This is a genomic window from Rasiella rasia (genome assembly GCF_011044175.1).
Taxonomy (GTDB): Bacteria; Bacteroidota; Bacteroidia; order Flavobacteriales; family Flavobacteriaceae; genus Marinirhabdus; species Marinirhabdus rasia.
Genome location: NZ_CP049057.1, coordinates 3,131,273 through 3,145,376, shown reverse-complemented (window position 1 = coordinate 3,145,376; position 14,104 = coordinate 3,131,273). Strand labels below are relative to the sequence as shown.

Annotated in this window: 13 protein-coding genes; all 13 read right to left on the bottom strand. The window is 36.5% G+C overall.

Annotated elements, in window-relative coordinates:
• Window positions 1-2: 2 nt before the first annotated feature.
• Window positions 3-1,076, bottom strand: a complete 1,074-nt coding sequence (locus G5B37_RS14010) for a glycosyltransferase family 4 protein (protein WP_164680645.1) — start codon at window positions 1,074-1,076, stop codon at window positions 3-5.
• Window positions 1,076-1,684, bottom strand: coding sequence for a sulfotransferase family protein (locus G5B37_RS14005; protein ID WP_164680644.1), 609 nt, complete (start codon window positions 1,682-1,684; stop codon window positions 1,076-1,078). Before G5B37_RS14005 ends, G5B37_RS14010 begins: the two co-directional genes overlap by 1 nt.
• Window positions 1,685-2,566: a polysaccharide pyruvyl transferase family protein gene (locus G5B37_RS14000; RefSeq protein ID WP_164680643.1), complete on the bottom strand. Its 882-nt coding sequence runs from the start codon at window positions 2,564-2,566 to the stop codon at window positions 1,685-1,687. It abuts the gene before it with no gap.
• 3 nt (window positions 2,567-2,569) lie between these two features.
• Complete coding sequence (locus G5B37_RS13995) at window positions 2,570-3,469, bottom strand: hypothetical protein (RefSeq protein WP_164680642.1); 900 nt, start codon at window positions 3,467-3,469, stop codon at window positions 2,570-2,572.
• Window positions 3,469-4,902 carry an MBOAT family O-acyltransferase gene (locus tag G5B37_RS13990; protein WP_164680641.1) on the bottom strand — a complete coding sequence of 478 codons (1,434 nt, stop codon included), beginning with the start codon at window positions 4,900-4,902 and terminating at the stop codon, window positions 3,469-3,471. The genes G5B37_RS13995 and G5B37_RS13990 overlap by 1 nt, the downstream gene beginning before the upstream one ends.
• 164 nt (window positions 4,903-5,066) lie before the next feature.
• Window positions 5,067-5,966 (bottom strand): hypothetical protein, encoded by a 900-nt coding sequence (locus tag G5B37_RS13985; RefSeq protein ID WP_164680640.1) that lies wholly within the window; start codon window positions 5,964-5,966, stop codon window positions 5,067-5,069.
• A 2-nt stretch (window positions 5,967-5,968) separates the two neighbouring features.
• A complete protein-coding gene (locus tag G5B37_RS13980; RefSeq protein WP_404814783.1) occupies window positions 5,969-7,159 on the bottom strand; it encodes an MBOAT family O-acyltransferase in 1,191 nt (396 codons plus the stop codon).
• Between the two features lie 236 nt (window positions 7,160-7,395).
• Entirely contained in the window at window positions 7,396-8,571 is a 1,176-nt protein-coding gene (locus G5B37_RS13975; RefSeq protein WP_164680638.1) for a glycosyltransferase family 4 protein, read from the bottom strand.
• A gap of 3 nt (window positions 8,572-8,574) precedes the next feature.
• Window positions 8,575-9,429, bottom strand: a complete 855-nt coding sequence (locus tag G5B37_RS13970) for a sulfotransferase domain-containing protein (protein WP_164680637.1) — start codon at window positions 9,427-9,429, stop codon at window positions 8,575-8,577.
• Window positions 9,426-10,481, bottom strand: coding sequence for a glycosyltransferase family 4 protein (locus tag G5B37_RS13965; protein WP_164680636.1), 1,056 nt, complete (start codon window positions 10,479-10,481; stop codon window positions 9,426-9,428). Before G5B37_RS13965 ends, G5B37_RS13970 begins: the two co-directional genes overlap by 4 nt.
• A complete protein-coding gene (locus G5B37_RS13960; RefSeq protein WP_164680635.1) occupies window positions 10,471-11,862 on the bottom strand; it encodes an asparagine synthase-related protein in 1,392 nt (463 codons plus the stop codon). The genes G5B37_RS13965 and G5B37_RS13960 overlap by 11 nt, the downstream gene beginning before the upstream one ends.
• Window positions 11,863-11,901: 39 nt before the next feature.
• Complete coding sequence (locus tag G5B37_RS13955; RefSeq protein WP_164680634.1) at window positions 11,902-13,089, bottom strand: glycosyltransferase family 4 protein; 1,188 nt, start codon at window positions 13,087-13,089, stop codon at window positions 11,902-11,904.
• Entirely contained in the window at window positions 13,086-14,090 is a 1,005-nt protein-coding gene (locus tag G5B37_RS13950; protein ID WP_164680633.1) for a glycosyltransferase family 2 protein, read from the bottom strand. The genes G5B37_RS13955 and G5B37_RS13950 overlap by 4 nt, the downstream gene beginning before the upstream one ends.
• Window positions 14,091-14,104: the final 14 nt, after the last annotated feature.

The following is a 14,104-nucleotide window of genomic DNA, read 5'->3' as shown; positions in this document are numbered from 1 at the left end:
ATTTAGGTTGTGTGTAAAGCTATAATTTCTTCAAATTTATTCCGTATAATTTCGTCACTAAAACAAGAATCATAAAGTGCTTTGTAATTATGGTTTTCTTGTCGGCCAGCAGCAATGCGGAGCTTCATCTTTTGTACGAGCATTTTTACGTCGTCTGGTGTAAAAACCATATCATATTTCATTAATAGATTGGGTTCTATAAAAGACAACGCGCCAAATGCTTCAGAAACCAACAATGGTGTGTTTAGCGCAAGTGCTTCTATAAATGTGAGTCCGAAAGCCTCATGCAAACTAGGCAACACCAAAAGATCTACTTTTGTGTAGAAGTAAGCCATCTCTTCTGCAGAAAGCAGGCCTAAAAAAATAACCTCATCTTTTATAGCTAATGTTTCGGCTAAGTTTTCAAGATGCCTTTTGTCGCTACCTTCCCCTGCTAAAAGTAATTTCAGATTCGTTGTGGGCATTGCTTGTTTAACTTCGGCAAATGCTTTTAATAACGTACGTTGGTTTTTATCAATTTCTAGTCGTCCACAGCACCCAATTAAAATTTCGGCACTAGGCAATGTAATTTTTTTAGGGGTATAACTAGCTATAGATGACCAAAACGGAAGAATATCTATTTGTTTGCCTCTTACTCTAAATTGATTTTCGAGCTCATCTTTTAGACGCTTCGAATTAACAACAATACCATCGGCCCAATTTAAAAATTTACTTTTAATAAAAATTTGTCGTTTAGTTGCCTTTGTCTGTTCAATTAGAGTATGCTGCCATGCAATATTCTTTTCAACATTCAACAATTTACCAGCAAACAACGCAGGATTTACATAGCTAAAATTAGAAATAACGATAGTTGGCCTTTCTTCTTTTATTAACCTGTAAATAACACGGTATAGGTGTAGTGTACTTTTTTTTTGTTCTGTAATGTAGGTAACCTCGTTAACCTTATGATGAGAACGTTGCTGCTTCAGTGAAAATACAATGGTTTCATTGCCAAGCGCGGCTACATGCGTTGCTAACGAAACAAAATAATCTGACAAGAAACTCTTGTTTACCGTAAACAGAAACAGAATTTTCATTAATAGCCTTTTTTGTAATTTACGTATATGGCTCTAAGATAGCGATACCACTTGTATTTATTGTATTTCTGTTTGTTCTTTCTACTGTGCGGAAAAGCGTCTGCTTCTGGTTTTGGTATTCCTATAAAGTCACACAGTACCTTATAATTGAAATTTTTGCCTATCTCCATAACCAAAAAATTATCCTTTTCTTTAAAGAAAGAAATCACTGCTTCGTTATGGGCTTCGTAGGTTTTAACGTAGACATCTTCGTACCCTTCAGCTTTAGGAACGTCGTATATTTTTTGATGTAATGGAATTCTAACCATCCCAAAATGACGAACTACGCTTTTAATCCATGCATTGCTCTCTCTTTTAGTTAGAATAAATTTTGCGTCAGGAAATAATTCGTAGAGCTCTTTATAAAACAATGGCCATGGCATATCCTGCACGGCGTCCCATTGGGTGAGTGTTTCTGCGATATAGGATTTCAGTTCTTGAGTATCGTCGTACTTCATTAAGTTTTTATCGCCTCCATACACACGATACCCTAAGGCTTCAAGTGCACTTTCTAACGAGGTGGTTCCAGTCTTCTGAAATCCAATTCCAAACACTTTTGGTTTTTCCATCTACGTATTAATATTTTTAAAAACAGTATTTATCATTTCCTGAACAGCAATCTGTTTCTTAGCTAAGTATCCTTCTTCACATCTATTTTTACAATGCGCAATAATTTTTTCAACAGTCACACCTTTTTCATACATAATGTTCTCATAGGGCATATTCATACCTAAGTAATAATCATGAAACTTATGAAGTCCTCCTTTTAATCTATCTGAAATTTTAAGGTGAATATTAGGAATTTGAAACGCGTCTGCAAAGATTAATCCGTGTAGTGAAGACGATGCTATATGCTTACATTGCTTTATATCGTGCGCAACATCCGAAGGTTTTCGACGAGGATGAATTAACTTTACGTTAGGTCCCCACGGTAATTTTTCCATCATTGCCACATCTTTACTGTGCGGAAGTATACCTAGATCATATTTTTTAGTTACAGGTTGCGTGTACATGAGGGAGGCTAGTATTCCAGGGTCGGCGTATAGCACATTTTCATTTTCATGTCCACACTGTTCTGCACTTAGAGGGCCGCGAATCATTTTTACCTTCCAGTTGTTCTCTCTACGGTCAAATCTTGCTGCCAAGAATCCTGCTCCCAGTATATACCCAGAATAGTCGCGTAGGTAGGTCCCTAGGATAGAACCACACAATGCGACTTGACTTTTTTTATAAGAATGGGTGTAAATTAATTGTCTACCAAAGAATTTTGTTAGATCGTAATTAAATTGGTCCCCAAAATTATTTACTCGCGCAAATTGAATATAAATTATTTTCTGCCCTGTTACCTTCGCTATAATCAACCTCAAGAAATTGCCAAAATCCATGTGCCAGCGAACAATTAGAACATGAAACTTTTTTAAACTCTTTATGATACTATTTTCTGTGCTCATCTACTATGGATTACTAGAACTTTCTTCTTTAGCATTATTAAAAAACAAGGTGGCAAATTTTCGACTAAATACCGTAGCCCCTTGTGTATTTAGATGTGTTTGATCACTAAACAAATTTCTATCTGTAATACTTTCCTTTAAATCATAATAGTTGGGAAGGTATTTTTGTAGCGGTTTTAAATCGCCTTTAAAACCGTAAATAGGAGCAGTAAAAAAGATTACCGGAACGTTCTTTTCTTCACACAATTCTATCATCATTTTAAAATAAGGATTCTCTTGGGTGATTGGTTTATCTGCTCTATAGGGTCGTTCTTTTTTTATCACGCCACTCTTTGGAAAATAACCTGAGTTTTCTTTATAAGAAACGCCCTTTCCTAGTAAACTAGGAATAACATTTCTGTACCCTAGTCTTGCCTCAGATCTCTGATACCTATAAAAAGGCATGTACCTACACCATATATATTCATCACCGTGATCTTTAAAGAGTTCATACTTTACCGGTTCATATATAAAGGGAATCCAAGCCTGTTCTCCTACTAAATCCGGATTCATTTGTATGTACTTAGAATCTACTTGTATAAAAACGGTATCAACATCTCGAATCTTCAAAAATTCGTCTAGCATCAAGAATATTTCAATACCTGTAGATGCATTTACACCTAAGTTTAATCCCATCTTTCCAGTTTGCGCTTCAATCACCGTAGGATTTATAAAGTAATTTGCCCTAGATGAGCCCAACACTATATAATCTAATTTTGGTAAGTCTTTCATGTCTCTAACCCACATAGCTTTGCTTCGGTAGGCTCCATTATTATATACATAGGTATACCCTGCATCTAATAAATAGAATATAACTACCGTAGCAGTTACTAGAATTAGTATATAGGCCCCAAATTTTTTCATCAGAATTGAAAATATATAAAATCTTGAATTGTTGAAAAACTACCAAATGTCGCAATTAACACTACCACCACAAGAACTCTTGGCAACGAATATGTTGGTGAATATAGTGGAAACTCTAAATCTCTAGAAAACCACTCATAATACAACAAAATTGCCAATAAGGGAAGAAGCTCAAATGGATATCGTTCTATGTTTAGCATACCCATCTTAAAATCAAACGCTAGAATATGCGCAATATAGTCATTAGCCACTGTAACGCTTTCTGCTCTAAAATAAATCCAACCTAAGGTTACAATACCAAAGGTACCTAACATGGTCAGAAACTCTTTTAAATTCGGCAAAAACCTGCCCTCAGCAACCGTATCGGTATTATTTCTGTTTCTTTTAGTTAATAATAATGGAATAAAAAATAAGGCGTTAATAGCACCCCAAACTATGAAGGTCCAATTCGCGCCATGCCAAAAACCACTCACTAAAAAAATGATAAACACATTTCTAACTTGAAAGAGTTGACTTCCCCTACTGCCACCTAAAGGGATGTACACATAATCGCGAAACCAAGTAGAAAGTGAAATATGCCACCTACGCCAAAACTCAGCTATATCACGAGAAAAATAAGGGTATCTAAAATTGGTCATCAACCTAAAATTAAACAAGCGTGCTGTACCAATGGCAATATCACTATAGCCAGAAAAATCGCCATAAATCTGAAAGGCAAAATATACGGCACCCAAGATTAATGTAAGGGAACCAACTTCGTCATAATTACCAAAAATTTCGTTTACATACTGCGCACAATTATCTGCAATAACTATTTTTTTGAACAACCCCCAAATAATCTGCTTAAAGCCAATGATTGCTTGGTCACTATTAAATTTACGTTTCTTAAAAAACTGAGGAAGCAAATTGGTTGCCCGTTCAATAGGGCCAGCCACTAACTGTGGAAAGAATGACACAAATGCAGTAAAAGCAACAAGATCTTTAGTGGGTTCTAGCTTATTTCTATAGACATCTATGGTGTAGCTTAATGTCTGAAACGTATAGAACGAAATACCTACAGGAAGAATAATATCTAATCGAGAAACTTCAAAGTTGGTACCAAAAAAGGAGAACGCTTGGACAAAATTATCTAGAAAGAAATTGTAGTATTTAAAGAAACCTAGTAAACCAATATTTACGAATACACTTATGGCAAGTAGCATTTTCCGTTTGCGCTGTCTAGACTCTTTTGCCAACGCTAACCCAATCGAATAATCTACAAGTGTGCTAAATAAAATTAGAAACAAAAAGCGCCAATCCCACCAACCATAAAAAACATAGCTGGCAATTACAAGTAATACATTCTGCGCCTTTATACTTCTTTTGCAAACAAACCAATAGAGTATGAATACAATAGGAAGGAAAATCGCAAAATCGAATGAATTAAAAAGCATAAATGCGTTTCTTCTTGTGTATTAATGGATTTTTATATCCTTCCAAAGTTAGTATTTCTTTGCAAAGCGACGCATGGTTATTTAGTAAAGACTGAAAAAGTGTGCTACCATTCTATTATTGCCATACGTTACCCGTATAGAATTTTTCTGTTGTATAACTTCAACTAGTTCTTTACACTGTTATTTGAAAAAAGCGTATCTGCTAATTGTTGAGACACCAGCTTTCTCCCTTCAGAATTTACATGAATCGCATCATAAAAATAAATTGGGTCTTTAATGAAATTGCTATAATCAAGAAGATGACTATGAGGTTCCATTGTCACATGCTTATTAGCAATAGGAGAGACAAAATAAAGTAATTCTATGTTATGCTCTAAACACAAGGCCTCTAGCTTTTTGAGATACGGATTACTAAATTTTAATTCAAATGGCTTTTTCTGAAAACGCTGTACGTTACGTTTTGGCGGATAAGTATAGTTTCCGTTTTGGTCAAATCTATTACGCTTTTTAAAATCTGTTAGCACATACAATGAAGTAAAAAATAATTCGGCATTATAGTAAGACTCCACTGCCATAGGCATATAACTTGCCGAGGCAATTAGTCTAGAATTCAAGCTTTTTTCTTCTATCGTATTAAAATAAGTAGTAACATAGGAGCTTTCAGCAAACATAGCAAAACGATAATCGTTGGTACTACTTTCTTTGTTTGCATCATTATAACTACCCACTGCTGGTGCCAGAATACATTTGGATACAGTATTTCCTTGGGCTAAAAAGTGTTGCAGCATTAAATAATGACTGGAAATATTGGTGTCGTCCATAGAGAGATTTAATCCCTTCGTATGAGCTAGACTATCTATAAGCCCAGTGTTTATTGTAGTAAGACCAGTACTCGCACCTACCACTACATAATCGTAGTTTGCTGGTTTATGAGCATTCACTGCGAACGAGGGTTTGTAGAAATTCCCTTCCGAATGAATTTTTAGGCTAAGGTATCCAAGGAGGTTTCCTAATAGAAAAACTATAAGGAAAATAAGTAGGATTCTTTTTAAAAACTTTTTCATACCTAAAACTGAAAATAAATAAATTCTGAAGCATTTTTAAAGGCTCCAAAAAACACAATCATTAGTACTATTACGATTGCACTTACTCTGTTAAATAGCACTAAATCTCGTTTCTTTTTAATGCTGAAATATTCAAACAACAGCAACGTAAGTACCGAAATTAATATGATAGCAAAAAACAATAGACTTTTTGACGAACTAGTAAAAACACCCATTGATAAAGAACCATCTGTTAGCATCGTCTTAATATAGTTGTATGCTATTTGAAGGGTATCTGCCCTAAAAAATATCCACGCAATATTCACTAACATAAAAGTCCCTACGATATTGAAAACCGATTTAATACTAAATCGGTTAAAATTTAGATTGCTCCTATTCTTTTTGGCTATCAAAAGAGGTAAAAACAATATAGCGTGAATGGCACCCCAAATAATAAAATTCCAACTAGCACCATGCCAAAAACCACTTACAACAAATACAATAAAGACATTTCTTATCTGAAAGCCTAAGGTACCTCTAGAACCACCTAAGGGAATATATAAGTAATCACGAAACCACGTAGACAATGAAATATGCCAGCGTCTCCAGAATTCTGCAATATCTCTAGAAAAATAAGGAAACTTAAAATTGAGCATTAAATCGAATCCAAACAAGCGCGCAGTACCAATTGCTATATCACTATATCCTGAAAAGTCACCATAAATTTGAAACCCAAAGAGTACGGCACCCGTGGCGAGTTCTGCACTAGAATATGCACCCGGATTGTCAAAAATCTGATTTACAAAAAACGCACAGTTATCTGCAATCACAACCTTTTTGAATAACCCCCATATCATTAAATCGAGACCCGAAAGAGCATAAGACGCTCTAAATATTCGTTCTTTTGAGAATTGAGGCAACAATTTTGTCGCTCTTTCTATGGGTCCTGCTACTAACTGCGGAAAGAAACTCACATAAGCTGCAAAGTTAAGAAAGCTACTGGGGGATGTAATTTTCTTCCTATACACATCTATAGTGTAACTTAACGTCTGAAACGTGTAAAAAGAAATTCCAACGGGTAAAATAATGTCGAGCCTATCTATCGAAATTGATGTTCCAAAGAACGAAAAAGAATCGACAAAGGTGTCTAAAAAGAAATTGTAATATTTAAAGAACCCTAGCAGACCTAGATTCACTAATATACTAACTGACACTAATAATTTACGCTTGCGCGCGTTCGCTTCCTTTAACAAGCGCCTTGCAACGCTAAAGTCTACAAGCGTACTAAATAAGATTAAAAAAAGAAAGCGCCAATCCCAAAACCCATAAAAGAAATAACTGCTTAATAACAACAGCCAGTTCTGTGCCCTAATTTTCTTTCTACATACAAACCAATATAGCATAAAAACTATAGGGAGAAAAAGCGCAAAGTCTACAGAGTTAAATAGCACTACCTATTGTTTTTATAAAATGACACAAATTTTTCTTGCTGTTGTTTAACGCTAAAATCATCTTGTATACGCTTTCTTGCGGCGGCTGATATGTTAGCGATTTCAGTTTTTGGAAATGCTATCACCTCTTGTATTTTGGTTGCTAATGCTTCTGCATTTTCACTCGGAAACAGCCAGCCCGTTTTTTGGTCTACAATATTCTCTGGTAACCCACCCACATGACTGGCGATTGTCAATTTCCCCATAGCCTGAGCCTCTAATACTGCGTTACAAAACCCTTCATTTAGGCTTGGTTGCACATAGATATCTGCCTTGTTTAAATGCTGTAACGTTTCTTGATGTGTCAACTTTCCGTGAAAAAAAACACAGTCAGTTAACCCATGTTCATACACTTGAAATGTGTAACGCTCTGTATCTTTTGTACTTCCATCACCCACAATATGATACTGAAACCGAACACCTCTTTCCTTCAATAGTCTCATGGCAGTGATAGCAGTTTCTATGCCTTTAATCCAAGTGAGTCTTGCTATGGTTAGGATTTGCATTGTTTTATTTGTAAGCGCTACCGATTTGGGTAATGCCTCTAGATCTACTGCTGGGGTAATAATTTCAAAAGGCGTTTTTGACGACAGACCAAAAGAAATTGCCTTTGTATGTAAATATTTTGAGATACTATGTACCCTATTTACTTTGGTCCAAAGTAGATTGTAACAGCCTGGATGCTTTAACGGATACACATTTATATCAAACCCTCTAAAACTAACCGCCATTTTTGCTCCAATGGCTTCGGCAACCTGTTCGCTTCCTAATGCAATGGTGGCAAAACCAAAATGAAGCCAATCTAACTTTGCCTTCAATAAGTGGGCGTTTAAAAATATTTTCTTATAAATAGCTCCCATACTAGATCCCTGCCGCTTTTCAGCCTTAATAAAACGTAGCACAACAGCCAATTTTGGAATTAACGATATAAACGTACCAGCCATTACCAATAACTGAATTGGCAAGAATCTACGCACTTTAGGTGCTGTCTTCACTTGGCATAGCGCAAAATCTGCTGCTTTATTTTGTGTATAAAGTACTACCGAAAACCCAGCAGCCTGTAACCCCTTAATTTTTGAAGTGAAAAAGGTTTCTGAATAGCCAGGTGTCTGAGAAAGTACTATACCTATACGCATACATTATGTGTATTTTCTGGGATAAAAATCTACCTCAAAAATATCTAAAATAGAATTGATTTGTTGAAGCTCAGCTTCTAAAAAGGTTGTTTTGGTGGGTGCTTTTTGTAACACATCACTTTTAGGGTGTGTTTTACTAGATGGCTTGGTATACTCTTTTTCTATAGTTGCAAGGGGTTCTAAATTAAATTCTTTGCAAAGTTGTAGAAATACATGTATATCATTACGTAATTCTTCATACCGAACCAATCTATAATTCTTATTTTCGGCTTTTTGAATGGTTATTGGCACAACATTTTCTACACACCACCGAACCGTGAGTTTCTCCAAATCTGAAAGCGAGGCTACATTTGTTATATCAAAATTGTAAGTGTCTTTTAGTAATGTTACTAAATTTTGTTGCGCTGTAAAATGATGTAGGTTATACAACCAAGGAAATTGTACCCGTTGTTGCGACTGTAACACTTCGTACGGATTGCGAATGATATGAAGTACAGGAATATTAAAGCGTGTTTGAATATAAGGTGCCAACAAATTGCAGCGTACAAATTTGATCACAAATTTCTTAGGAATAAATGGCCATAGATGTCGCTTATACTTACGATTGCTATTTTGCGCTATCCAATCGCTATCTACCCTATTTAAAAACACATTTTTTAAGTACGCAGTACCCTCTTTAAACGCATCTGAAGTTTCTATAAATTTATCGCACAACAAATAGCCATTCTTAGTTTGAAACTCATGCTCTGGCTCAAACAAACTGCGGTAGCGATGCTGCTTGGCTATGGTTTCTGCCAACCAACTTGTACCACTCCTGGCAGAACCTACAATAATAATATGTTTGTTAAACCTATTCATTTTACAAGGCTAAGGTATAGTTTTTTATAGGCGTCTACTTCTTTTTCTATGCTGAAATTATCTACAATGCGTTGACGGCCTTTTGTTGCAAGGTTGGTTCTTAATTCTTGGTTTTTTAGTAGCCGAAGAAGTTGTGCCACTAGTTCCTCTTCATTTTCAAAAATGAAACCGCCTTGGTTATCTTTCAGTAAAAAGCGAGCGCCTCCTCCCGAGTTAGACGATAGTACAGCTACACCACATGCCATCCCTTCCATTATAGAAAGTGGCAATCCCTCATTCTTGCTTGCCAGCACCAAAACGTCAAATGTTTTCATTACCTCGGGAATGTCATGATTTGCTACAAAGCCGTGAAACGAAACGCGATCTCCTAATCCTTCGGATTTTATAATTGTAGTAAGTTTAGTTTTATAACGTTCATCCTCCTTTCCGTAGAAACTAACATGAATGTTGTTAGGAAGTTTCCGAAGTGCTTGTAAAACCAGTAATTGATTTTTATTATCACCTATCACCCCAATACAACCAACAGTAAAGATAGTACTAGGTCTGTCATGCGTTAAAGGTTTAAAGACCGAAGTATCTACCCCATGTGGTATAAAAGATACCTTATTTTTCAGAAAAGCACTAGAAAAGAAACGGTTCTTCATCTCCGGATTGTTGTACACCACATGCGTAGAAAGAAAACTTTTTGCAAACCAGCGTTTAGACCATGCATTATTCTTCTTGGTGTAGATATATTTTATACCAGCCTTCTTGCAAGCAAAGGCTTCTATGCTATTCGATTTATAATCCCAAGAATGTAAAATATCTATATTTTTTTCTTTTAATAATTTTGAAAGTTTAGTGATATAACTGCGCTCGCCAACTGCTTCTGAGCAATGCAAACGCTCTTCGTGACGAATCTCTTCTGGAAAAATGTCTGGAAACTTTTCAACCAACACAAACGGCTGAAATTGGTCTCTATCAATACGTTTATACAGCTCCAACAGCACAAATTGGCTACCCGCCGTTTTAAAGTTTGGGATGGTATAAAGTATGTTTAGTTTACGATTCACGAGCTAATTGTTTCATTTTTAAAGAAAGCGTGAGTAACATACTTACAGGGTGCGAATAATAAACCGCATCCTGAGTTGTAAATTTTTTATAGAATGAACGAATGGTTTCTTGTGAAACTAAACTTTCTAAATGCTCGTTAAATAAGTATTCTTTGAGTTTTTCGTCATTGCTCGCTCCTAAGAATTGTAGTTCCCAGTTGCGCTGAATATATGGATTGCCAAAAAGTGCTCTTGTCTCACGTTTAACCTTGTTTAGGATACGGTAGGGTATGTTGTACGGACTCCTATTCTTCGGAAATGTATAAAGATTAAAAGGTTTATTCTCTTCCCAAGTAATCTTCGCTAGCTGTGCATTGCGCTGCTTAATATAGGCAATCTGAAGTTTTCGGTCTGCCAAATATTCTTCGGGGATGGTACAAATAAACTCACACATACGATTGTCGAAATAAGGTAAAGTGATAGGTTTTTTTTCTTCAAAAACAGCCAAGTTTGTGGCGGTCCATCGCGGTGCCCAGTATAATGACTTAAAAGCTCTAATCTTTGCGCCTGTGTGTTTTATAGGAATCGCTGCTAATAGACGTTGCACTCTATCTGATAGGTAGTGACTAAAGGATCCTGGTAATTCCCACGCTAGCCAAAGCGTATTGGCGAGTTCCATGCCACCCTTTTTGATAATTTTTTTCAACAGATATTGTAGTTGTTCTTCTTCGGAAATTTTTGTGTTTCCAGATCCATCAAACAAAACATCGCCCCAGTGCCCTAAAGAAAATACATCGCCCATGCCAGCATACTCATTAAAAATAGCCATCTGTCTTGGATGTGTAAACTCGCTATAACACTGGTTTATCTCGGCAAGTTCTTCAATCACCTCCCATAAATAGCCAGCGCCCACATGGTATTCGTTAAAATTAAAATCACAAGCCTTTGCTATTTTCTTACCAATGCTTGTTTCTGCATATCCACCTTTAAAATCGTAACTATAAGACTGTACTTCCCGTTGTAAATGATGCATTGCAACCGCTTGTGTGCGGCTGTCTAACCCTCCTGATAACGGAAGAATCACTTTCTGCTCTCCTATTTGCTCTGCAACAATAGTCTCGAACAGTTGGCTAAATTCTTCTACAGCAGCTTCAAAAGAAATGGCGCGTGGTGAATTATGCCATTGAAACCAAGGGGTGCTTTCCAAAAAAAAACCGTCCTCATCTATAGAACATAGCGATCCGGGTGGCAACACCATTTGGTCTTTAAAGTACGTATCGGTATTTAGAAAAAAACCTGTTGCAGCAAATACGCAAATTGCCTCTTTATGAAGCTCGTGAGGAGCGCGCACCTTTGCAAAGGTTGCTCGGGTGGGTATAATTGCTGTCTTTATTTTTTTCAATTTGGTGGGGTGTTGGTCTTCCAAAAATAGCGATTCGTGTTAAGATTCGAGGCATTTGTAATACAAAGCTTCCATGCCCATTACCATCTGTTGTTCGCTGTGCTGTAGTTCTACATGCTTTCTAGCATTTAGCCTGCGGTGATTGATGGTTGTCATAGAAGTTTTGGTAAAAGAAATTACAGCGGCAGCCAGTTGTTTTGCATCACGAGTGGGTATTATAACACCTGTAGTTTCATCGAGCAGCTCCTCTACTCCGCCACAGGCTGTTGCTATTACTGGTAGCCCTATTGCCATTGCTTCTACCACTACGTTAGGAAGACCTTCAGCAATAGAAGGAAATAGGAGCACATCTTGTTGCCTCATTAAGCGATAGACCTCTTCTTGCGGTATTTTATCGGCAAGAGTAACGTATCTTTCTAAGCCATACTCGTGAATACGATAGACCAATTCTTCATTTCCTTTTGCGCCAACAATGGTGTAGTGAAACAAAATACCCTTTGTTTTAAGTATTTGACAGGCTTGAAGTGCATAGATATATCCCTTCACCCAATGTGGCCTGCCTATAGAGAGTAGTTGCAGTTTAGTTGATGTATCGTAGTCTTCTTGAAATTGCAGATTAGAGAAATTAAATCCAGAATACACCACATCATCTATCTTATGGGTAGCAGTAAAAACCGAATCGCCTGTAGCCGACATTGACTTAGAAACAGAGTGAAACCCATCTAGTTTTGGGTACATATTTTTTAAATATGAAAGGTTTTCTGGTGTTACAAAAGGGCGTACGTTGTTTTGGTATCCGCGTTGACTTAACACCACCTTGGTGCGTGGGTTTAGCAATAGTGATTCACACCATGGAAGTAAAGACGGCCATTGTAGATGAAAAATATCTGGTTGAATTTGGGCAACCGCAATGTCAAAATTGTGTTGCTGTAATTGTTTCCTTTTTCCTGATGCCAATAATTGTAACGATTTAAAAAATAGTGCTGGTTTTCCTAGACTTAAAAGTGCCTTAAGCGCAAATTGTATGCTAAGGGTAAATAATCGCAATGGTTTATCGGCACTTCCTAAAGCACGATAGGTTACATTTTTTAAAGGAGAGGGCTCATTTTCTGCGAATCCGATGATTGATACGTTGTGGTTTTCTAATAAACCCGTAACTAGCCTCTTAATAAAGCTAGTAGTTTTAAAGCTACCATCGAAGATGACTATTTGTAGACGCTTTTTCACGATGGTTTTATTTTAGTCTGAAACACTTTTTGCACCGAGGTAATTTCTTGCAAGGGAGCTGGGTTTCGTCTTAAAACACCCAAGTACCTGTTTTGTTTAAGTTTACGAATTTCTTTTGGACTAAAGAGCAGATACTTTTTGTAATATTCTTTTAAGGCTTCTGAGTTGAGTTCTGGATTATTTACAACATCTCTAAGTAACAATTTTAAACTATTCACTTTGTTACCACTTAAAAATGTGTTGGGTCTGTTTGAAAAATTCGTGAATTTTTTGATAAAATCGTCTGCATCATAGGCATGGTAGTGCAACACCAAACCCTTTTCCGTTTTATGAAGCATTTTGCCCGTACTCTTCTGGTAACGATGCACGTTTTTAGGTATTACATTTCTATTCGTTCTAATAGCGGCCTTACCTAAATGTTGTCCAAACCAATACGAATAGCGCTCGTTGGTTTTCGTAAAAGGATTGTATATATTTTTATAAATATTCTTAAATCGATGACCAAAAAAGGGTTGTGTTTTAAATAGCGTTTCTTCTGCAAAGACATTGCTATAAGTCGCTCGCCGAGAAAGTGATTCTCGTGTCTTAAAAGACACAAGGTCGGTCTCTTTTGGAATCTTGTTAAAAAATGCCGCCAAATTAGACGGCGCTTGTGCCGAAGTACAAATTAGCTCGTCTGCATCTATAGAAATAAGCCAGTCGTATCCTAATTTCTCAGACGTTTTAAGTGCGTGGAATGTATTTAAACACTGGCGAGCCGTGTGGTGTTCTGCTGCTTTAGTGGTAAATTTTTCTAGGTCTTTGTTATTTATAAACGGTTGTACGGCAACTGAATCTTGTATAGTTACATAAGATAAATCTGCAATAGATGCTTTGCCTTGGTCTGTGGTATTATCGAAATAAACAAAAATATGTTCTGCACCTATCGCTTTATGGTATTGTACATTTTGGCGCAAGATGCGTTCTTCATTTTTTACCGTTAAAACGATGGCTATTTTCACTTAATTAGGAACTT

What these genes read in the sequence shown, in the direction of transcription:
- G5B37_RS13975 (WP_164680638.1), bottom strand. Translation starts at nt 8,571, where the DNA reads ATGCGTATAGGTATAGTACTTTCTCAGACACCTGGCTATTCAGAAACC.
- G5B37_RS13990 (WP_164680641.1), bottom strand. Translation starts at nt 4,902, where the DNA reads ATGCTTTTTAATTCATTCGATTTTGCGATTTTCCTTCCTATTGTATTC.
- G5B37_RS14005 (WP_164680644.1), bottom strand. Translation starts at nt 1,684, where the DNA reads ATGGAAAAACCAAAAGTGTTTGGAATTGGATTTCAGAAGACTGGAACC.
- G5B37_RS13970 (WP_164680637.1), bottom strand. Translation starts at nt 9,429, where the DNA reads ATGAATAGGTTTAACAAACATATTATTATTGTAGGTTCTGCCAGGAGT.
- G5B37_RS13985 (WP_164680640.1), bottom strand. Translation starts at nt 5,966, where the DNA reads ATGAAAAAGTTTTTAAAAAGAATCCTACTTATTTTCCTTATAGTTTTT.
- G5B37_RS13995 (WP_164680642.1), bottom strand. Translation starts at nt 3,469, where the DNA reads ATGAAAAAATTTGGGGCCTATATACTAATTCTAGTAACTGCTACGGTA.
- G5B37_RS14000 (WP_164680643.1), bottom strand. Translation starts at nt 2,566, where the DNA reads ATGAGCACAGAAAATAGTATCATAAAGAGTTTAAAAAAGTTTCATGTT.
- G5B37_RS14010 (WP_164680645.1), bottom strand. Translation starts at nt 1,076, where the DNA reads ATGAAAATTCTGTTTCTGTTTACGGTAAACAAGAGTTTCTTGTCAGAT.